This window comes from Kocuria tytonis, assembly GCF_003226895.2.
Taxonomy (GTDB): Bacteria; Actinomycetota; Actinomycetes; order Actinomycetales; family Micrococcaceae; genus Kocuria; species Kocuria tytonis.
The window spans coordinates 1,216,484-1,236,477 of sequence record NZ_PNJG02000001.1; the positions used below are offsets into that span (position 1 = coordinate 1,216,484).

At 70.5% G+C, this 19,994-nt stretch carries 18 protein-coding genes; 2 read left to right on the plus strand and 16 right to left on the minus strand.

Annotated elements, in window-relative coordinates:
- Positions 1–37 precede the first annotated feature (37 nt).
- From ccsB to C1C97_RS05480, 11 genes are all read right to left on the minus strand, one after another.
- On the minus strand, positions 38–1,189 hold the full coding sequence (ccsB, locus tag C1C97_RS05430) for a c-type cytochrome biogenesis protein CcsB (RefSeq protein ID WP_233542744.1): 1,152 nt from the start codon (positions 1,187–1,189) through the stop codon (positions 38–40).
- A gap of 4 nt (positions 1,190–1,193) precedes the next feature.
- Positions 1,194–2,873, minus strand: coding sequence for a cytochrome c biogenesis protein ResB (resB, locus tag C1C97_RS05435; protein ID WP_110920335.1), 1,680 nt, complete (start codon positions 2,871–2,873; stop codon positions 1,194–1,196).
- Positions 2,870–3,628, minus strand: a complete 759-nt coding sequence (locus C1C97_RS05440; protein WP_110920334.1) for a cytochrome c biogenesis CcdA family protein — start codon at positions 3,626–3,628, stop codon at positions 2,870–2,872. Before C1C97_RS05440 ends, resB begins: the two co-directional genes overlap by 4 nt.
- Positions 3,625–4,257 (minus strand): TlpA family protein disulfide reductase, encoded by a 633-nt coding sequence (locus C1C97_RS05445; RefSeq protein ID WP_233542745.1) that lies wholly within the window; start codon positions 4,255–4,257, stop codon positions 3,625–3,627. The genes C1C97_RS05440 and C1C97_RS05445 overlap by 4 nt, the downstream gene beginning before the upstream one ends.
- Positions 4,258–4,299: 42 nt before the next feature.
- On the minus strand, positions 4,300–4,971 hold the full coding sequence (locus tag C1C97_RS05450) for a histidine phosphatase family protein (RefSeq protein WP_121030360.1): 672 nt from the start codon (positions 4,969–4,971) through the stop codon (positions 4,300–4,302).
- 98 nt (positions 4,972–5,069) lie between these two features.
- Positions 5,070–5,384 carry a glutaredoxin family protein gene (locus C1C97_RS05455; protein WP_110920331.1) on the minus strand — a complete coding sequence of 105 codons (315 nt, stop codon included), beginning with the start codon at positions 5,382–5,384 and terminating at the stop codon, positions 5,070–5,072.
- 68 nt (positions 5,385–5,452) lie between these two features.
- Positions 5,453–5,551: a 30S ribosomal protein bS22 gene (locus C1C97_RS05460; RefSeq protein ID WP_005504750.1), complete on the minus strand. Its 99-nt coding sequence runs from the start codon at positions 5,549–5,551 to the stop codon at positions 5,453–5,455.
- 153 nt (positions 5,552–5,704) lie between these two features.
- A complete protein-coding gene (locus tag C1C97_RS05465) occupies positions 5,705–6,511 on the minus strand; it encodes a FadR/GntR family transcriptional regulator (protein WP_121030362.1) in 807 nt (268 codons plus the stop codon).
- An 85-nt stretch (positions 6,512–6,596) separates the two neighbouring features.
- Positions 6,597–7,937: an NADP-specific glutamate dehydrogenase gene (gene gdhA / locus C1C97_RS05470; RefSeq protein WP_110920329.1), complete on the minus strand. Its 1,341-nt coding sequence runs from the start codon at positions 7,935–7,937 to the stop codon at positions 6,597–6,599.
- A 38-nt stretch (positions 7,938–7,975) separates the two neighbouring features.
- Complete coding sequence (locus C1C97_RS05475; protein ID WP_121030364.1) at positions 7,976–9,070, minus strand: ArsR/SmtB family transcription factor; 1,095 nt, start codon at positions 9,068–9,070, stop codon at positions 7,976–7,978.
- 134 nt (positions 9,071–9,204) lie between these two features.
- Positions 9,205–10,416 (minus strand): acetoin utilization protein AcuC, encoded by a 1,212-nt coding sequence (locus tag C1C97_RS05480; RefSeq protein ID WP_110920327.1) that lies wholly within the window; start codon positions 10,414–10,416, stop codon positions 9,205–9,207.
- 145 nt (positions 10,417–10,561) lie between these two features.
- Here C1C97_RS05480 and C1C97_RS05485 point away from each other — a divergent pair, with 145 nt between their 5' ends.
- Together C1C97_RS05485 and C1C97_RS05490 are read left to right on the plus strand one after the other, a co-directional pair.
- Positions 10,562–12,010: a TrkH family potassium uptake protein gene (locus C1C97_RS05485; RefSeq protein WP_110920326.1), complete on the plus strand. Its 1,449-nt coding sequence runs from the start codon at positions 10,562–10,564 to the stop codon at positions 12,008–12,010.
- Entirely contained in the window at positions 12,003–12,671 is a 669-nt protein-coding gene (locus C1C97_RS05490) for a potassium channel family protein (protein WP_110920325.1), read from the plus strand. Before C1C97_RS05485 ends, C1C97_RS05490 begins: the two co-directional genes overlap by 8 nt.
- Before the next feature lie 72 nt (positions 12,672–12,743).
- On the opposite strand, the gene C1C97_RS05495 is transcribed toward C1C97_RS05490, so the two are convergent.
- From C1C97_RS05495 to topA, 5 genes are all read right to left on the minus strand, one after another.
- A complete protein-coding gene (locus C1C97_RS05495; RefSeq protein ID WP_110920324.1) occupies positions 12,744–13,835 on the minus strand; it encodes a carboxylate-amine ligase in 1,092 nt (363 codons plus the stop codon).
- Between the two features lie 49 nt (positions 13,836–13,884).
- Positions 13,885–14,724 (minus strand): pyrroline-5-carboxylate reductase, encoded by an 840-nt coding sequence (proC, locus tag C1C97_RS05500; protein ID WP_110920323.1) that lies wholly within the window; start codon positions 14,722–14,724, stop codon positions 13,885–13,887.
- A gap of 299 nt (positions 14,725–15,023) precedes the next feature.
- Positions 15,024–15,830: a sugar phosphate isomerase/epimerase family protein gene (locus C1C97_RS05505; protein WP_121030366.1), complete on the minus strand. Its 807-nt coding sequence runs from the start codon at positions 15,828–15,830 to the stop codon at positions 15,024–15,026.
- Positions 15,827–16,807 (minus strand): Ppx/GppA phosphatase family protein, encoded by a 981-nt coding sequence (locus C1C97_RS05510; protein ID WP_121030368.1) that lies wholly within the window; start codon positions 16,805–16,807, stop codon positions 15,827–15,829. Before C1C97_RS05510 ends, C1C97_RS05505 begins: the two co-directional genes overlap by 4 nt.
- Before the next feature lie 88 nt (positions 16,808–16,895).
- Positions 16,896–19,835, minus strand: a complete 2,940-nt coding sequence (topA, locus tag C1C97_RS05515; RefSeq protein WP_121030370.1) for a type I DNA topoisomerase — start codon at positions 19,833–19,835, stop codon at positions 16,896–16,898.
- Between the last annotated feature and the right edge of the window lie 159 nt (positions 19,836–19,994).

Sequence of the window (19,994 nt, forward strand, 5' to 3'; positions counted from 1 at the left end):
CCGGGGCGGCGTCGCACCACGCCGGGCGCTCAGCCGGTCACAGGCCGGAGTAGGAGTGCAGTCCCGGGAAGAGCGTGTTGACCACCGTGAAGTTGAAGACCACGCACATGTACCCGGCGATCGCGAGCCACGCGGAGCGGTTGCCGTTCCAGCCGCGGGTCACGCGGGCGTGCATGTAGGCGGCGTAGACGGTCCACACCACGAAGGTCCAGACCTCCTTGGTGTCCCAGCCCCAGAACCGGCCCCACGCCTGATCGGCCCAGATGGCGCCGGCCGCCAGCGTGAAGGTCCAGAACACGAAGCCCACGGAGTTGAGGCGGAACGCGAAGTTCTCGAGGGTCACGGAGGAGGGGACGGCGCGCAGGAAGCCCATCCGGGACTCCTCGCCGAGTGCCAGTCGCTTCTCGCGGCGGGACTGCAGCAGCTGCAGCACCGCCATGGCGAACGTGATGGTGAAGATCCCGGACGCCGCCACCGCGATGGACACGTGGATGATCAGCCAGTAGGACTGCAGCGCCGGCTGCAGGGGCGAGACCGGCGTGGGGAACGCGATGGTGGCCAGGCACAGCATGATGAGCACCAGGCCGGAGACCATGGGGCCCACGAAGCGCAGGTCCTTGAAGACGAGGGTCACGAGGTAGACACCGGCCACCACCAGGGCGCCGGTGCTGCAGAACTCGTACATGTTGGCCCACGGCACGCGGTCCGCGGCCACGCCGCGGGACACCACGGCGAAGGCGTGCAGGGCGAACGCGATGACCATCAGCATCACGGCCACCCGCGCCGCCGGACGCCGGGCGCTGTGGGAGTAGTTCAGGGCCTCGAACTCGCCCGCACCCCTGGTGGAACGGTCCGCCGAGGTGCGGAACTCGCCGGACACGCCGGTGTCGGTCGTGGTGCCACCGGCAGACGCGGTGCCCGAGGATGCCGCGACCGAGGAACCCGCGCCGCCGGAGGCCCCCGCGTGCGCGGCGCCCGCTCCCACGAGCTCCCGGGCGCCGTCAGCGGACGCGTCCTGCGCCGAGGCGTTGCGCCGCCTGGCCCTGGCCGCCTCCTGCATGCCGAGCGTCTTGGAGTGGCTGGCCATGTCCCACACGAACGCCACGAACACCACCATGTACGTCATGGCGGCCAGGAGCATGAACCACTCGCTCCAGTTGCCCAAGGTCACATTGATGTCGCTACCCATTGCTTCACGCCTCATCCGATGATTTCAGGTGGTAGTCCCGCACGCCGCGGTCCTCCCACAGCGACGTCCACAGAGCCGTCAGTTTTTCCGCTTCCACGCCCAAGCGGTGGTCCTCACCGCGCGCCAACAGTCCGTACTCCAGAACAGTACACCGCACCCCGTTGGCGTCCTCCGCCTCCGTGGCCCGCACCCACGCCCGGCGGCGGGCGATGAACAGGCTCATGATCAGTCCGGCGAACGCCGCCAGGAAGGAGATGAACGCGGGGATGCGCCCGGGGTCGCTGTGCACGTCCAGACCCACGTAGCGCTTCACGTCCAGGAACTCCACGCTGCCCTTGTGCTCCGGCAGCTCCACCTTCCGGTGCTGGCCGTCCAGCAGGACGGGCCCGTTGGACGAGGTCATGGAGTTGAGCTCCTTCAGGTGCTGGGTGTCCAGCACGTACACGTTCTGGGGCTGACCGCTGTCCAGTCCCAGGTCACCGGTGAAGGAGGAGAGGATCAGCGCCGGGTTGTTCAGCCCCGGGTCCACCGACTTGGGGATCTCCCCGTCCTTGGACACCGCCGTGGGCAGCAGCAGGCCCACGAACCCCAGCTGGTCCGGGCCGGCGTCCGGGACCTTGAGGGTCATGGAGGAGGTGTACACGGAGTCCGAGGGGACCGTGACCACGGGACCCTCGTACGCCACGTGCCCGGCCCCGTCCTTCACGCGGACCACTGGGGCGTAGCCGTTGCCCACCAGGTACACCTTGGTGCCGTTGACGTTGAGCGGCTTGTTGACCGCGAGGTGCACGTCCTGGGGGGTGGCACCGGGCTTGTCCGTGAGGGTCACGTCCGCGTTGAAGTCCGTGGGCTGGCCGTAGTGCTCGGGATCGGAGGTGTCACGGCTGAACGTGGCCTCGAACGAGTTCAGCTGCACCGAGAAGGGGTTGAGCCAGTCCGCGTCGAAGTTGGTTCCCGGGGTGAAGGAGTCGTAGTCCACGAGCGTGTTCACGAAGGACTCCCCCTCCACCACCACCTTCTGGCCCTTGTAGCCGAACAGGGAGCCCACGGCCACGGAGATCAGCACGGCCAGCAGCGCCACGTGGAAGATGATGTTGCCCACTTCCTTGAGCATGCCGCGCTCGGCCGCGACCGACGGCGCCGCGGAGCCGAGGTCCTGGGGCTGCACCCGGTAGCCGCGCTTCTTCAGGGCGGCCGCCGCCCGCTCGATGGCCTCGTCCGGGGTGGGCCCCGCGGCGCCGTCGCGCCCGCCCAGCATGACCTTGCGGTACTGGGGCAGGCGGGAGATCCGCTGCGGGGTGCGCGGCGGCTTGGAGCGCCAGGCCCTGAAGTGCTGCAGGGCACGCGGGATCACGCAGCCCACGAGCGAGATGAACAGCAGCAGATAGATCGCGGAGAACCAGTAGGAGGAGTAGACGTCGAAGAGCTGCAGGCGGTCCAGCCACGGACCCATGGTGGGGTTCGCCTGGATGTAGGAGGCCACCTCGTCCGGGTCCTGCACCCGCTGGGGGAACAGGGAGCCCGGGACCGCGGCGATCGCGAGCAGCAGCAGCAGCACGAGGGCGGTGGACATCTTGGTGAGCTGCCGCCAGGCCCAGCGCAGCAGGCCCAGGGGCCCGAGGGCGGGGACCTCCACGTCGGAACGCCTCGACGCCCGCTCGCGCGCAGTTCGCGCCTTGGTCATATCGGCATCACCCAATCGGTTACGAATTCGGACTGGATCCAGGAGACCAGCGCGGACCACACACCCGTGGCCATGGCCAGGCCGATGAGCACGAGCACCGCCCCGCCCACGCGCTGCAGCGTGAGGCGGTGGCGGCGGAAGAAGGACATGGCCCCCATGCCCCGGCGCAGTGCCAGGGCGATGAGGACGAACGGGACGCCCAGACCCAGGCAGTAGGCGGTGGTGAGCACCACGGCCTTGCCCGTGGAGGCGCCGTCCACGTAGGCGAGGGCCTGCACGGCCGCGAACGTGGGCCCGATGCACGGCGCCCAGCCAAGCCCGAAGGTCATCCCCAGCACCGGGGCGCCCCACAGTCCGGGGGGCGGGCGGCGCTCGATCTTGCGGTCACGCTGGAACCACGAGAAACCGCCCAGGAAGACCACGCCCATGAGCATCACCAGCAGGCCGAGGACCACCATGATCCAGCGCTGCCCCAGGAACCACGCGAACGCCCCCAGCTGGGCGAGCACCACGGACATCACCACGAAGACCACGGAGAACCCCAGGACGAACAGCAGCACGCCCCAGAAGATCCGCCCGCGCTTCTGCTCGCGCAGGTCCACACCGGTGAGCCCGGTGATGTATCCCAGGTACCCGGGGACAAGGGGCAGCACGCACGGGGAGGCGAAGGAGACGAAACCCGCGAGCAGGGCCACGGGCAGCGCGGCAATCAGGGAGCCGTCGAGGATGACCTCGGCGAAGGGATTGCCGTTCATGCGGACTCGGCCACCGTGTCCTTGATGAGCGCGTCCAGGGTGGACTTGTCCGCCTTGCCCAGGACGCGGGCCGCCACCCGACCCCGGGAGTCCAGCACGAGGGTGGTGGGCACGGCCTGCGGGGGCACGTAGTCGCTCAGGGCGAGAAGCACCGAGCCGTTGAGGTCGGACGCGGAGGAGTAGTCCACGTGGAAGTTGCGCTCGAAGGCCTCCGCGGTGGCCTTCTGGTCCCGCAGGTTCACGCCCATGAACCGGGCCCTGTCCCCGTACTCCTCGTGCAGCGCCACGAGGTCCGGCGCCTCGGCGCGGCACGGTGCGCACCCGGCGTACCAGAAGTTCAGCACCACGGGCTTGCCGCGCATGCTCTCGGCGGTGACCGTGCTGCCGTCGTACATGGCGGCGTCGAACTGCACGGGATCCTTGCGCTGGTCCGGGGCGTACTCGCTCACGGATCCGTCACCGGCCACGTACCCCTTGTCCCCGCCGGCGTTCGCCTGCTGGGCCAGGTTGTCGTTCGACGACGAGCAGCCCGTGAGCGCCAGGCCCACCGCCGCCACCACGGCAACCAGACCCGTGCGCACACGGGTGCGCGCGGCGGGACGCGCGGAGGACGAATGCTGTGGATTCACGAGGGCAACACCTGGGAAGAGGTCGGTGGGGTGGGACATCGATTATGAGCCGGGAAGCTGGTTGACACCTGGGTAGAGGTGGGCCGCCGGTTCCCGGTAGCTCACCCGCGGGACCTCGGGCGCGTCCACGTCCCGGAAGGTGAGGGACGTCAGTGAGGCCAGGTTGCACTCGCGCCGTCGCGGGTCGTGCGGCAGCGGCCGGCCCTCCGCGGAACGCCGGGTGAGCCAGATGGGCAGCTGGTGGGACACGGCCACGGCCTGTGCGCCGTCGCCGCCCTTGCGGACCGCTTCACGGGCGATCTCCCGGACCGCCGCGGCCATCCGGGCCACCTGCTGCGCGTAGGGCTCACCCCAGGACGGGCGCAGCGGGTTCAGCAGGTACGGCCAGTGCCTGGGCCTGGCCAGTTCGTGGCCGTCCACGTGCAGCCCCTCGAAGTGGTTGGCCGGCTCGATCAGCCGCTCGTCGGTGTGCACCTGGAGACCCAGCTCACGGGCCACGGGAGCAGCCGTCTCCCGGGTGCGGGTCAGGGGCGAGGCCGCGAGGTGCACGATGCGATCGCCCTCCTGCACCCGCCGGGCCAGGTCCGTCGCGGCGGCCTCCGCCATGCGGGCGCCCTTCTCGGACAGGTGGTAGTCCGGAAGCCGCCCGTACACCACGTGCTCGGGATTGTGGACCTCGCCGTGGCGCAGCAGGTGAACGGTTGCAGAAGGCATGCCCCCAGTGTCTCAAACCCCGCGGGCGGCCCCCAATTCCGCGGGGGAGCCTCCCCGCGGGCGGCGGGCCGGTGGCGTCGCCCGCCCCGGGGCGGGGGTCAGCCGAGCACGTTACGGAGCCGCGCGGCATCGATCCGCCAGCGGTCCCACGGGGCACCGTCCACGAAGACCACCGGGACGAACTCGGCGTAGTCCCGCAGCAGCGCGGGATCCTCCGTGATGTCCTGCTCCCGGAACGAGCTGCCCGTCTCCTCGCACACCCGGGTCACGACGTCCCGGGCGTCCGCGCACAGGTGGCACCCCGGCCTGGTCAGCAGGGTGACCGCGTGCCGCGGCAGCGGGTGCGCCCAGTCCGCGGCGGCGAGGAGGGGGCCGGAGCGGCCCGGGCGAGCGGCTGGGGACTGATCGGTCATGCGGTTCATGCTACGCACATGGCGAAGGCCCCGTTCCCGGCGGGGAACGGGGCCTGGCACGAGCGCGCCTACTTCTTGTTGCGGCGCTGGTGACGAGTCTTGCGAAGCAGCTTGCGGTGCTTCTTCTTGGACATGCGCTTGCGGCGCTTCTTGATGACCGAACCCATAGGATCCCTCACAGTTCTCTGGACGGTGTGTTTGCTGGGGGCCGCGCGAGCGCTGCCCCGCCCCTTGCTAACTCAGGGGCAACATCCGATTAACGGCAAACTACTGCCATACCTTACCGCCTGACCCCGCTCCGCCCGAAAACGGGCGCAGCCTCACGCACTCGCGCGGCGTGCCGGCTCGAGTCCGTCCGCGGGGATCTCCCCGTCCGCCTCCCGCGACGACGCCGCGGCGGCACCCTCCGCGCGGGGGTCCCCCGTGGTGCTGTGGGCGGCGTCGGGATCCACACCGGCTTCCTCGTACTGGTACTCGATGTGCTCCCGCACGAGCCGCGCCGCGAGCGAGCGGTCCCCCGCCTCGAGGGCCCCCACGATGGCCCGGTGCTCCGCCCGGATCCGGCTGGACGTGGTGGTCCACAGCGGGACGTGGCCCACCAGCGCCATGGTGTACTCGTAGATCGAGTCCCGCAGTGCGGTGAACAGTGCGGTGTTCACCGCGTTGCCGCCGGACTTCACCAGGGCGATGTGGAAGCTCACGTAGAGGTCGTGGAACTGCTTCAGCCCCAGGTCCTCGCGGTCCATCTCCGTCAAGACGGACCTGAGCTCCGGAACGGGGACGTGCTGCGGCTCGGCACTCTGCAGGGCCGTGCTCTCCAGCAGCACGCGCGTCCGGACGATGTCCCGCAGCGGGTGCTCGGACGTGGCCATGTGCAGCTGCAGTGCGGGCCCCGCGGAGGCGGCCGGTTCCCGTACCAGGATCGGGAGGATGCTGCGGTGGTGGCCCTCGAAGAGCTTCACGATGCCCTGGGCCTCCAGGATCTTCAGGGCCTCACGCATGGAGTTGCGGGACACCCGGAAGATCGCGGCCAGATCCTTGTCGGTGGGCAGCCGCTGCCCCAGCACCAGGCGTCCGTCGAACAGCTCGTTCTCGAGCCACTGCAGAACCTCTCGATGCGTCGCCATGCTTCCACCCTAGACTCGAGGGGTGGCCAACCGCTGGATACCGCGGTCCGACCACCCCTTGAGCCGCGTCATGATCGCGAGGTCCTCAGATGATCCCCTGGGCCACCATGGCGCGTGCCACCTTGATGAACCCGGAGATGTTCGCACCCGCCACGTAGTTGCCGGGCATGCCGTACTCCTCCGCCGTCCGGGCACAGGTCTCGTGGATGCCGCGCATGATCTCCTGCAGCCGCTCCTGCGTGTACTCGAAGCTCCACGAGTCCCGGGAGGCGTTCTGCTGCATCTCCAGCGCGGAGGTGGCCACACCGCCGGCGTTGGCCGCCTTGCCCGGCGCGAACAGCACGTCCGACTCCTGGAACATGTGCACCGCGTCCGTGGTGCAGGGCATGTTGGCGCCCTCCGCCACGGCCACCACGCCGTTCTCCAGCAGGGTTTTGGCCTGCCGCCCGTTGAGCTCGTTCTGGGTGGCGCACGGCAGGGCCACGGTCCCGGGGACGTCCCACACGGAGCCGTCCGCCACGTACCGGGCGCTCGCGCCGCGGCGCTCGGCATAGTCGCTGATGCGCCCGCGCTCCACCTCCTTGACCTGCTTGAGCAGCTCGAGGTCGATGCCGTCCTCGTCCACCACGTAGCCGCTGGAGTCCGAGGCCGTGAGCGCCTTCGCACCCAGGGACTGGGCGCGCTCGATCGCGTAGATGGCCACGTTGCCGGAGCCGGAGACGATCACGTCCCGACCGTCGAAGTCCAGGCCCTTGGTCTTGAGCATCTCCTCGGCGAACATCACCGCGCCGTAGCCGGTGGCCTCGGTGCGGACCAGGGAACCGCCCCAGGACAGGCCCTTGCCCGTGAGCACACCGGACTCGTAGCGGTTGGTGATGCGCTTGTACTGGCCGAAGAGGTAGCCGATCTCGCGGCCGCCCACACCGATGTCACCGGCGGGGACGTCCGTGTACTCACCGATGTGCCGGTAGAGCTCGGTCATGAAGGACTGGCAGAACCGCATGATCTCCGCGTCGCTGCGCCCGGAGGGGTCGAAGTCCGATCCGCCCTTGCCGCCGCCGATGGGCATGCCGGTCAGAGCATTCTTGAAGATCTGCTCGAAGCCCAGGAACTTGACGATGCCCAGGTACACGGAGGGGTGGAAGCGCAGACCGCCCTTGTACGGACCCAGCGCGGAGTTGAACTCCACCCGGAAGCCGCGGTTGATGTGCACCTCGCCCTTGTCGTCCGTCCACGGCACGCGGAAGATGATCTGGCGCTCGGGCTCGCAGATGCGCTCGACGATCGCGGAGTCCAGCACCTCCGGGTGGCGGGCCACCACGGGACCCAGCGACTCGAAGACCTCGTCCACGGCCTGGTGGAACTCGGACTCTCCCGGGTTGCGCGCCGTGATGATCTGTCGGATGGGAATCAGTTTCTCGTGCATGTCTCTCCTGCCGTCTTGAAGTGTCTGTGGATGGCCCCTCAGTCGCGGCGAGAACCGCGGCTGCGGCGCCGGAAACCCGTCAAAGTGGACAGCAGACCGCTTTGCCGGCGATGCGCACCACCCCGGGAGCGCATCGGCTCCGCGGCATCGGTCGCGCCGATCTCCTCGGCGACGTCGCGGGGCTCGATGTCGAGGGGCTCCTCCTCGTGCGCAGTACCCGGCTGCACGTGCGATTCGGCGGAGACATCGGTCTCCAGGGTATCCCGTGCGTCCGCGGACTCCGATTCCTCGGAATTCTCCCCCGTGCCGGCGGCCCCGTCCGAGGGCTGGTCGTCGGTGCCGCGCTCGCCGGCGACGACGTCGCCCGCGGGTTCTCCGACGCCCTCGGCAGCGGTGCCGTACGCACCCTCGGCGCCGGCGTCGGGCACACCCTCGGCATCCTCGGGACTGGTGTCGGGCACCCCTCCGGCGCCCTCCGCATCGGCATCGGCATCGGCATCGGCATCGGCATCGGGCGCATCCTCGACGACGCCGCTCGCAGGCTCCTCGGCGCCCGTTCCGGGGGTGTCGGTCGCTCCGGGGGTATCGGCCGCTTCGGGGGTCTCGGCCGCGCCAGCGGTCGCGTGCTCTGTCGTGACCTCCGTCCCCGTGACCTCGGTGACCTCGGCGGTGAACCAGGGCACCGGACGCACGTCGGGGTCCTGAACGGGCGCCGGGGTCTCGATGGGTCCGGCTTCGGTGGGCACGGTCTCGGTGGATGCGGTCTCGGTGGGTGCAGCTTTGGTGGGTGCGGCCTCGGTGGCCGCAGGGGCCGCGGTCCCCTCGGGGGATTCCGCGGACTCTTGGGCGGCGGGTGCGTGTGCTTCCGGGCCGGATCCGGAGACGAGCTCGTCCAGCCACTGCACCACGGCCACGAAGGGTTCCGGGGCGATGCTGTAGAACCGTTTCTGTCCCTGCGCCCGGGTGGACACCATCCCGGCGTCGCGCAGCACCTTCAGGTGCTTGGACACCGTGGGCTGCGAGACCTCCAGCTCCGTGACCAGCTCACCCACGGGCCTCGCACCGCCCTGCAGGGCCGCGAGGATGCGGCGTCGAGTGGGGTCTGACAGGGCTGAATATGCATCGTGGGACATGGGAAACACCTTAGACGCAGCGCCCGCGCCCGCCCCAATCCACTCCCGTGCCCGCGGTCCGGGCACCACGGGTCCTCAGCCCCGCACCCGCACGACTCCGGCTGTGCCCGGCGGCCTCCGAGGCCCGCCCGCCGTCAGTCGTACCAGGGATCCAGTCCCCAGTGCGGGAAGACCTCCTTGCGGGTGGCCATGATGCTGCGGTCGGTCTCGTCGTTGGGGTCGTAGCCGATCTCCCACGAGCGCCACCACAGATCGACGTCGTCCCCCATGAACTCCGGGGGACGCCCGCCGTACTTCTCGCTCATGTACGTGCGCCACTCCTGCGGAACGGGGGTGGTCACCGGCACCGGGCGGCCCGAGGCCACCCCCACGAGGTGCGTCCACGAACGCGGAACGGCGTCGTGGCAGTCGTAGCCGCCGCCGCCCGTGGCGAGCCACCGGCCCTCGCACAGCTGCGCCGCCAGCTCCGACATGGACAGGGCGATCTGACGCTGCCCGTCGACGCTCACCCGCAGGTGGGTCAGCTCGTCCTGGAAGTGCGAGTCGCAGCCGTGCTGGGACACGATCACCTCGGGACGGAACTCCCGGGCGATCGGCGGGACCACGGCGTCGAACGCGCGCAGCCACTGGGCGTCGTCGGCGCGGGTGGGCATGGCCACGTTGACGGCGGTGCCCGCGGCCTCCCCCTCGCCGATCTCGTTCGCGAAACCGGAACCGGGGAACAGGGAGAGTCCCGTCTCGTGCAGCGAGACGGTCATGACGCGGGGGTCGTCGTAGAAGATGGACTGCGTGCCGTCCCCGTGGTGACCGTCCACGTCCACGTACAGCACGCGCTGGACGCCGTTGTCCAGCAGGTGCTGGATGGCCACCGCGCAGTCGTTGTACACGCAGAACCCCGAGGCCTTCCCCGCCGCGGCGTGGTGCATGCCCCCGCCGAAGTTCACGGCGTGGACCACCTTCCCGCTGAGCAGGTCCATGGCGCCCTGGTAGCTGCCGCCCACCAGGCGGGCGCTGGACTCGTGGATCCCCTCGTAGCCGGGGGTGTCCTCCGTGCCCAGACCGCACTCCGGGATCTCCCGCGTGGGGTCCTCGGAGACCGCGTGGACGGACTGCACGTACTCCCTGGTGTGCACGAGCTCCAGGACGCCGTCGTCCGGGACCTCCGGCACCGTGACCCGGACGTTCTCCGCGGTGTCCAGACCCAGGTTCTGCACCAGGCGCATGGTGGCGTCCAGGCGCGTGGGGCTCATGGGGTGGTAGTCCCCGAAGTTGTACTTGAGCAGCTCGGGGTCCCAGTAGACGCTGGTCGGGTACAGGGCATCCTCGCCCTCTGTTGCAGAGGTCACAACTCCATTAGACCACTCGGGCGCCCGGGCTGTCGCTGCAGCGCGACCTGACAGGGGATACTGGAGGGCACTGCGTTGGACGGCCCGCTGGTGCGCGGCGCCCGAGCAGTTCCGAACACACCGTGGAACCCGTGGAGGAGGTGGCGTGAGCGAGCTCGAGCAGCCGGATGCCGTGGCGGAGGAGCCCACCTCCCAGACGGCCCCCGGGGAACCGCTGACCACCGGCGCGGCGCGCCGCATCCGCGACTTCGTCGACCGGATCGCCAACTCCTCACCGGCGCGCCTCGCGGTCATCGTCTTCGTGATCGTGGACCTGGGGTTCGCCCTGCTGCTGTGGTTGCCCGTCTCCGCCCAGCACGGGCAGGTCACGCACTTCGTGGACGCCGTGTTCACCGCGACCTCCGCGGTCACCGTGACCGGGCTGACCACGGTCTCCACCGCCGCCCAGTGGTCCCTGTTCGGTCAGGTGGTCATCCTCGTGGCCATCCAGGTGGGCGGTCTGGGAACCCTGACGCTGACGTCCATCCTGGCCCTGGCCATCGGCCGCAAGCTCGGGCTCAAGTCCAAGCTCATCACGCAGGAGGCGCTGAACATCGGGCGCCTGGGCGAGGTGGGCTCGCTGCTGCAGATCATCGTGATCACCTCCATCTCCATCGAGGCCGCCCTGGCCGTGGTGCTCTCGGTGGGCTTCCTGGCCGAGGGCGAGCCCCTCGGCACCGCCCTGTGGCACGGGGTCTTCTACGCGATCTCCAGCTTCAACAACGCCGGGTTCACCCCGCACAGCGACGGGCTGGTCCCGTACGACCACGCGGGCGCCACGGCGTGGCTCATCCTGCTGCCCGTGTGCATCGGCGTGATCCTGGGCTCCCTGGGCTTCCCCGTGGTGCTGGTGCTGCGGCAGGTGGGGTTCCACTTCAACCGGTGGAACCTCAACGCCAAGCTCACCGTGGTCACCACCGGGATCCTGCTGCTGCTCGCCTGGATCCTGTTCCTGGCCGTGGAGTGGGGCAACCCGCAGACCCTGGGCACCAAGTCCGTGCCCGAGCGGATCTTCCAGGGCTTCTTCGCGTCCGTGATGATGCGCTCGGGCGGCTTCAACCTGGTGGACATGCCGGACACCTCGCAGGTCACCCTGCTGCTCACGGACGCCATGATGTTCGCCGGGGGCGGCTCGGCGTCCACGGCCGGCGGGATCAAGGTGACGACGCTCGCCGTCGTCTTCCTGGCGATCCTCGCGGAGGCGCGCGGCGACCAGTCCGTGATCGCCTTCTTCCGCACCATCCCGGACTCGGTGCTGCGCATCGCGATCTCCGTGATCATGATGGGCGCGTCCATGGTGCTGGTGGGCTCGGCCGTGATGGTGGCCGTGACCCACCTGCCACTGGACCACGTGCTGTTCGAGGTCATCTCCGCCTACGCCACGTGCGGACTGAGCACGGGCGTGTCCGCGGCGTCCCCGGACGCCGGGAAGTACGCACTGTCCCTCATCATGCTCGTGGGCCGCATCGGGACCAACACCGTGGCCACCGCCCTGGCGCTGCGCTCGCGGCGCCGGCTGTACTCCTACCCGGAAGAGAGGCCGATCATTGGCTAAGAACTCCTCCCACTCCGCACCCGTCCTGGTCGTGGGACTCGGCCGGTTCGGCGCCGCCACGGCCCTGCAGCTCATCCAGCAGGGCCGGGAGGTGCTGGGCGTGGAACGGGACGCCGGGCTGGTGCAGAAGATGTCCGGGCAGCTCACCCACGTGGTGGAGGCCGAGGCCACGGACATGGACGCCCTGCGGCAGATCGGCGCCGCGGAGTTCTCCTCCGCGGTGGTGGGTGTGGGCACGTCCATCGAGTCCTCGGTGCTGATCACCGCCAACCTGGTGGACCTGGGCATCGACCGGATCTGGGCCAAGGCCATCTCCCCCGCGCACGGCAAGATCCTCTCGCGCATCGGCGCGCACCACGTGATCTTCCCGGAGGCGGACGCCGGGCGCCGCACCGCACACCTGGTCTCCGGGCGCCTGCTGGACTACATCGAGTTCGACGACGACTTCGCGATCGTGAAGATGTACCCGCCGCGGGAGACCCAGGGCTTCACACTCGGGGAGTCGGACATCCGCTCCAAGTACGGCGTGACAGTGGTGGGCGTGAAGTCCCCCGGCGAGGACTTCACCTACGCCCGCCCGGACACCAGCGTGAGTTCCCGGGACCTGCTGATCGTCTCCGGCCACGTGGATCTGATCGAGCGCTTCGCGGCCCGGCCGTAGCCCGGGGGACGACGCCGCGGGGTGACCATGCGGCGTCGTCCGCGGGGGCGGCGCGGACCGCGGAGGACGGGTTCAGCGGCGGGGGTCCGCCGTCATCGCCCCGGTGGCCATGCCCACGACCCCGGCAATGCCCGCGCGGGCGAACGCACGGCGCTGCCGCAGGGCGCCGTTGCCACGCTCCACGATCCGGCGCACCCCGGCCTCCGCGAACTCGCGGTCGGCCACCGAGGGGTAGTGCCCGCACACGCGTTCGAGGATCGTCCCCACGAGCCACTCGCCGGGGACCAGTTCAGCGGTCACGGGGTCCAGGACGCGCCCGCTGAGCCCCCAGCGCGCGGCCTGCCACAGCGCGATGTCCAGGTACTCCTGCGTGAACTTCACGGGGGGCGCGGTCTCCACCGCGTAGGACGCCAGCGCCCGGACGAGCAGCGCGATGGCCACGGAGTCCTGGGCCTCCAGCTGCACGTCGCACGCCCGGATCTCCAGGGTGCCGTGCTTGTGGGACAGCCGGGCCAGCCAGCTGAGGGTGGAGGCGCTCTCCATGATGTCGAACGCGCTGAGCACGGCCACGCGCTGGTCGTGGTCCGCGAGGTCCTCGAAGTGCGGGGGAATGTCGTTGGCGATCCAGCGCCGGTAGTGGATGGAGCGCCAGCTCTCGTAGCCGGACTCCGCGCCCCGCCACAGGGGCGAGTTGGCGCCGAGCGCCACGAGTGCCGGCAGCCAGCCCCGCAGTCCGTTCAGGGCGCGGACGGCGTCCTCCATGTCGGGGAACCCCAGGTGCACGTGCATCCCGCTGATGTACTGGTCCGCGGCCACCGCCGGGGTGTAGCCCGCGAGCCGCTGGTACCGCTCGTTCACGGTGATGTCCGCGGGCTCGGGCCGGATGTCCGGTGCCGCGGCGAGCCCCGCCACGTCCATGCCCATGGCGTCCGTGGCGTCGTGCAGCGCGGTGCGGAACGTGACGAGCGAGTCCACGGCCCCGGCGGCGTCGTGGAAGATCGGTGAGGTCTCCTCCACCTGGCACGCGAGCCACTCCGGTGTGGCGGCACCGCCGCCCGCCTCGAGGGAGACCAGCTGCGCGGACTGCTCCGGGGTGGGGCGCGCGGGCAGCTTGTCCCCGCGGTCGATCAGGAGGAACTCCTCCTCGATGCCGAACGTGGTCATGGTGCTACCGCCTTGCGTGGTCTCGTGTGGTGGGCGTGGTCGGACGGCGTCACTCGCCGCCGTACTCCTGCTCCATCTCGTCCCCCTTGGCCGCGGAGGCCGCGGCACCCGCGGCGATGATGTCCCGCAGGCCCTTCTCGTCGAACGTGGTGATGGCCTGCTCCGTGGTGCCGCCCGGGCTGGTCACGGCCCGGCGCAGGGCCGCGGGGTCGGCGTCCTCCGGGCTGAGCAGCACGCCCGCCCCGGAGACCGTCTCCTTGGCGAGCACGCGCGCGGTGTCCGTGTCCAGGCCCAGCTGCTCGCCCGCGCGCTGCATGGCCTCCGCGAGGTAGAAGACGTACGCGGGGCCCGAGCCGGAGACGCCCGTGACGGCACGGATCAGGTGCTCCGGGACCTCCACCACGGTGCCCACGGAGGACAGCACGGTCTTCACGACCCCCAGCTGCTCGGCCGTGGTGTGCTCACCCGGGGTCACGGACAGCACACCGCGTCCCACGCTCGACGGCGTGTTGGGCATGCACCGCACCACGGGCTGGCCCTCCGGGAGCGCTTTCCGCAGGGCGTCCAGGGCGACGCCAGCGGCCACGGACACCACCACCGTGTCCGGCTCGAGTGCGGGCGCGATCTCCCGGGCGAGGTCCAGGACGGCGTAGGGCTTCACACCCAGCAGCACGACGTCGGCACCGGCCACGGCCTTGCGGTTCGCCTCGGTGTCCTCCTCGCCGGCGAGGACCGTCACACCGGTCTCCCGCCGCAGCTCCGCCGCCGACGACGCCGAACGGGTCGTCGCGCGCACGTCCGCCGGGTCCGCGCCGCCGGCCAGCACACCCCGCAGGATGGAGCCGTTCATGGAACCGGCTCCCAGGAACGTCAGGGTGGTCTCGCTCATCGGATCAGTCCTCTCGACCCCGTGGTGGCCCGCATCCGGGGACGGCAGGACGCACGGGTGGTGTGACGGTGGGGAATTCTGCTCTCGACCGTACAGCGCACGGGGGCGTTCCCGCGACCGGCCCCGGGCGGTCGTGGACGGCGCACCCGGGGCTCAGGCGGTGCCGACCCGGGGTCCCGGGCAGGCACGGGCAGGCACGGGCAGGCACGGGCAGGCACGGGCAGGCACGGGACACGGTCTCACGGCGGGGCGGGCGGCGTCGTCGGCCGTGGCGTTTCTCCTGCGGGGTGCGGGAGGGGTCAGGGGGTGACCGTCATGTGGCGTCGGGCGAAGGCCAGGGACTCGGCCAGCCACTCGTCGCGCTGGTCCGCGTCCTCGGCCTTGCGGGTGGATACCTCCACCCCCACGACGCCCTGCCAGCGCTGATCGCGGAGGTGCTCGAGGGTGGCCGCGACGGGCTGCACGCCGTGGCCCGGCAGGAGGTGCTCGTCCGCGAGGGTCTCCCCGGAACCGTCCGTGAGGTGCACGTGGCCCAGACGGGAGCCGAGCTCCTTCACGGCCGCCAGGGAGTCCATCTTCGCCGTGGCCGCGTGGGAGAAGTCCCACGTGACCCACTCGTAGTCCTGGCCCAGCGGGCTGTAGTGCGGCGAGTAGACCACGGCCTCATGCCCCGCCACACGCCACGGGTACATGTTCTCCACCGAGATCTTGGTGTCCGTCATCCGGGAGATCTCCCGCACGCCGGCCACGAAGTTCCTGGCGTACTTGCGCTGCCACCGGAACGGCGGGTGCGCCACCACCACCTCGGCGCCCACCTGGTGGGTGAGCTTGGCGGCCATCTGGATCTTGGTCCAGGCCTTGCCCCACACCTGCTGCGTGAACAGCAGCGTGGGGGCGTGGATCGCGGAGATGGGGATCTGGTGCTTCTGCACGTTGTCCAGCAGCTGGTGGGTCAGCTGGCTCATGCGCTCGTGTGTCACGAGCACCTCCACGCTGTCGTAGCCCAGCCGCTGCGCGGCCTCGAACGTCTCCGGCACACCCTGCGGGTACAGGGAGCTCGTGGACAGCGCCACGTGCGGGCGGTAGTCGGCAGGGGTCTCGCTCATGAGCTGGTCACCAGGTCCTTGGGGTTGACGGTCGAGCTGGTGGCGTCCCGCACCAGGCGGTCCATGCGCCGCAGGATCAGTCCCTCGCGCAGCGCCCAGGGGGAGATCTGCACGGTGTCCACCTTCAGCATGTCCATGGCGGTCTCCGCGACGATCGCCCCGGCCACCACCTGCGCGGCACGGTGCTCGGAGACCCCCGGCAGGTCCGCGCGCTCCGCCACGGACATGGCCTCCATCCGCCGCGTCCACAGCCGCAGGTCCGCCAGGTGCATGAGCCGCTCCACGTACGGACCCTGGGCCGACGGCGCCGCCCCGCAGATCCGCGCGAGCGAGCGGAACGTCTTGGACGTGCCCGCCACCAGGTTGGGGTGCCCGCCGCCGGCGATCCGGTCCGCGGCGGGGCGCAGCGTGGTGCGCACGTGCTTGCGCAGGGCCTTGAACTGGGCGGGGGACGCGACGTCGGACCCCGCCAGGTACCCGCGGTACAGCCGGCCCGCGCCCAGGGGGACGGAGGTGGCCACCGTGGGCAGGGCATTGGTGCCGATGGCCATCTCGAAGGAGCCACCGCCGATGTCGAGGTCCAGGATCCGTCCCGCGCTCCACCCGAACCAGCGGCGCACCGCGGAGAACGTGATGGCCGCCTCCTGGTCCCCGGACAGCTCCGTGAGGGTGACCCCGGAGGCGGACTGCACGTGCTCCAGGACCTCCGCACCGTTGGCGGCCTCCCGGATCGCGGAGGTCGCGAACGCCAGCAGGTCCTCCGCGCGGTGGTCCACCGCGAAGTTCCGGGCATCCACCACGAAGGAGGTCAGCAGATCCCGGCCCTCGTCCGTGATGCGGCCGTCGTCGTCCTGGTAGTCCACCAGCCGCAGCGCCATCTTGTGGGACGCGTACGGTTCCGGGCGGGAACCGGGGTAGACGTCCAGCAGCAGCAGGTGCACCGTGTTCGAGCCGACGTCCAGGACGGAGAGGCGCATGTGTGTTCCTTCGTTCGCGGGCGGGGCGGGCTCGTGTCCCACCCCGCGGATTCGCCGGTCGACGACGCCGCTCGCGGCGTCCCCGGGTTCAGCTCGACTTCTTCGCGGGGGCCTTGCGGGTGGCGCGCGCGGTGCCCGTGGTGCTCTTGGCCTTCGCCGCGGAGGTGCGCTTCGCCGTCGTCGTCCCGGTCTTGGCCTTCGTCGTGGTGCCCTTGGCCGCCGAGCCCTTCGACGCGGAACTCTTCGACGCGGTGCGGGCCTTGCCGCGCGCCGGGGACTTGGCCGGGGCGGGGCCCTTGGCGCGCTTCTCCGCGAGCAGCTGGGAGGCCCGCGCCGCGGTGATCTGCTCGATCGCCTCGGCCCGGGGCACGGTCACGTTGGTCTCACCGTCCGTGATGTACGCGCCGAAGCGGCCCTCCTTGATGACCATGCGCTTCTCCGTGAGGGGATCCGCGCCCAGGTCCGCCAGGGGTGGCTTGGCGGCCTGGCGACCGCGCTGCTTGGGCTGGGCGTAGATGGTCTTCGCCTCCTCCAGGGTGATCGTGAAGATCTGGTCCTCGGAGGAGATGGAGCGGGAGTCCGAGCCCTTCTTGAGGTACGGGCCGTAGCGGCCGTTCTGTACCGTGATGGTCTCCCCGTCCGTGTCCTGGCCCAGTTCACGCGGCAGGGACAGCAGCTTCAGGGCGTCCTCCAGGGTGATGTCCTGCAGGTTCATGGAGGAGAACAGCGAGGCCGTGTTGGGCTTGGGCTTCTCGATCTTCTTGGGCTTGGGGTTGCCGTTCTTGTAGTACTCGGTGGGGATCGCGTCCAGCTCCTCCTGGGTGGGCTCCGGCACGATCTCGGTGACGTACGGTCCGTAGCGGCCGTCCTTGGCCACGATCATCTGGCCGGTCTGCGGGTTCACGCCCAGCTCCCGGCCGTCCGCCCTGCCGATCTCCATGAGCTCCCGTGCCTTCTCGGGCGTGAGCTCGTCCGGGGCGAGGTCCAGGGGCACGTTGGCGCGCACGGGATCCGTGATCTCCCCGGTCTCCGGGTCCACGGTGCCGCCGGCCTCCAGGTAGGGGCCGTACTTGCCCACGCGCAGGGTGATCCCGTCCGTGACGGGGATCGAGTTCACGGCGCGGGCGTCGATCTCCCCGAGGTCGTCCACGATCGGCTTGAGCCCGGGCTCGGACGGGTTCTCCCCGAAGTAGAAGCCCGTGAGCCACTTGACGCGCTCGGCCTCGCCACGGGCGATCCGGTCCAGGTCCTCCTCGAGCTCGGCGGTGAAGTCGTAGTCCACGTAGTCCGAGAAGTGCTCCTCCAGCAGGCGCACCACGGAGAACGCGAGCCAGGACGGGATGAGCGCGGAGCCGCGCACCTGCACGTAGCCGCGGTCCATGATCGTGGAGATCGTGGCGGCGTACGTGGAGGGACGCCCGATGCCCAGTTCGTCCAGGGTCTTCACCAGGGAGGCCTCGGTGTAGCGCGCCGGCGGTGTGGTGGTGTGTCCGTCCGCGGTGACCTCGGAGGCGTCCAGCGCGTCGCCCTCGGCCATCACGGGCAGGCGCTTGTCCTCGTCCTTCTGCGACTTCCTGCCGGAGTCCGCCGCGAGGTCCGGGTTCACGTCCCGGCCCTCCTCGTACGCGGCCAGGAACCCCCGGAAGGTGATGACGGTCCCGGAGGCCGAGAACTCGGCGTCGGCCCCGGCGTGCTCACCTGCGGCGGAGGTGGCCGTGGCGCCCAGGCGCACCGTGGCGGTGTCCCCCTTGGCGTCCTGCATCTGGGAGGCCACGGTGCGCTTCCAGATCAGCTCGTAGAGCTTGTACTCGTCCACGGAGAGCTGCGAGCGCACCTGGGAGGGCGTGCGGAACGTGTCCCCGGCGGGGCGCACGGCCTCGTGGGCCTCCTGCGCGTTCTTGGACTTGGAGGCGTACACGCGCTTGGACGCGGGCACGAACTCGGCGCCGTAGAGCTCCTTGGCCTGCGCGCGGGCGGCGTTGACCGCCTGGTCCGACAGCGCCACGGAGTCCGTGCGCATGTACGTGATGTAGCCGTTCTCGTACAGCCGCTGCGCCACGCGCATGGTGGTGCGGGAGGTGAAGCGCAGCTTGCGGGCGGCCTCCTGCTGCAGCGTGGACGTGGTGAAGGGTGCCGCGGGCCGGCGCGTGTAGGGCTTGGTCTCCAGGGAACGCACCGAGAACTCGGCGTCCTGCAGCCCGGCCGCGAGCGCCGTGGCCACCGCCTCGTCCAGGGCGGCGGGACCGTCCTGGGAGGAGGACTTGAGCTCGCCGCGGTCCGTGAAGTCCTTGCCCGTGGCCACGCGGCGGCCGTTCACCGAGCTCAGGCGCGCGGCGAAGGCACGCCCGGCGTCCTGGCCCTCGGGGCGGGAGAACTGGCCCGTGAGGTCCCAGTAGTCGGCGGGGACGAAGGCGATCCGCTCGCGCTCGCGCTGCACCACCAGGCGTGTGGCCACGGACTGCACGCGGCCCGCGGACAGCCCCGAGGAGACCTTGCGCCACAGCACCGGGGAGATCTCGTAGCCGTAGAGCCGGTCCAGGATCCGGCGGGTCTCCTGGGCGTCCACGAGGTCCTGGTCGATGTCCCGCAGCTGCCCGAAGCCACGCTCGATCGCTTCTTTGGTGATCTCGGGGAACGTGAGGCGGTAGACGGGCACCTTGGGCTTGAGCACCTGCAGCAGGTGCCACGCGATGGCCTCGCCCTCGCGGTCCCCATCAGTGGCGAGGTAGAGGGCGTCGGCGTCCTTCAGCTTGCGCTTGAGCTCCGTGACCTTCTTCTTCTTGTCCGGGTTGACCACGTAGTACGGGTCGAACTCGTGCTCCACGTCCACCGCGAACTTGCCGTACGGGCCCTTCTTCATGTCCGTGGGCAGCTCGGAGGGCTGCGGCAGGTCACGGATGTGGCCCATGGAGGACTCCACCTCGTAGGCGTCCCCCAGGTAGCCCGCGATCGTCTTCACCTTGGACGGTGACTCCACGATCAGCAGGCTCTTGCCCGTGCCTTCGTTCTTGGTGGCCTTCGGTACCAAAGGTGCTCCTCGTCATGACCCGTGGTTGCGGGGCGGGTCCGTGTCTGGTGGTCGCCGCTGCGCGTGGCTCACGGCGCCCGGTGTCGTGCTGGTCCACGTACGAGACGTCAGCGTACGGCACACGGCTCGGTGCGGATCAACGGCCGGGTGCCCGGTGCC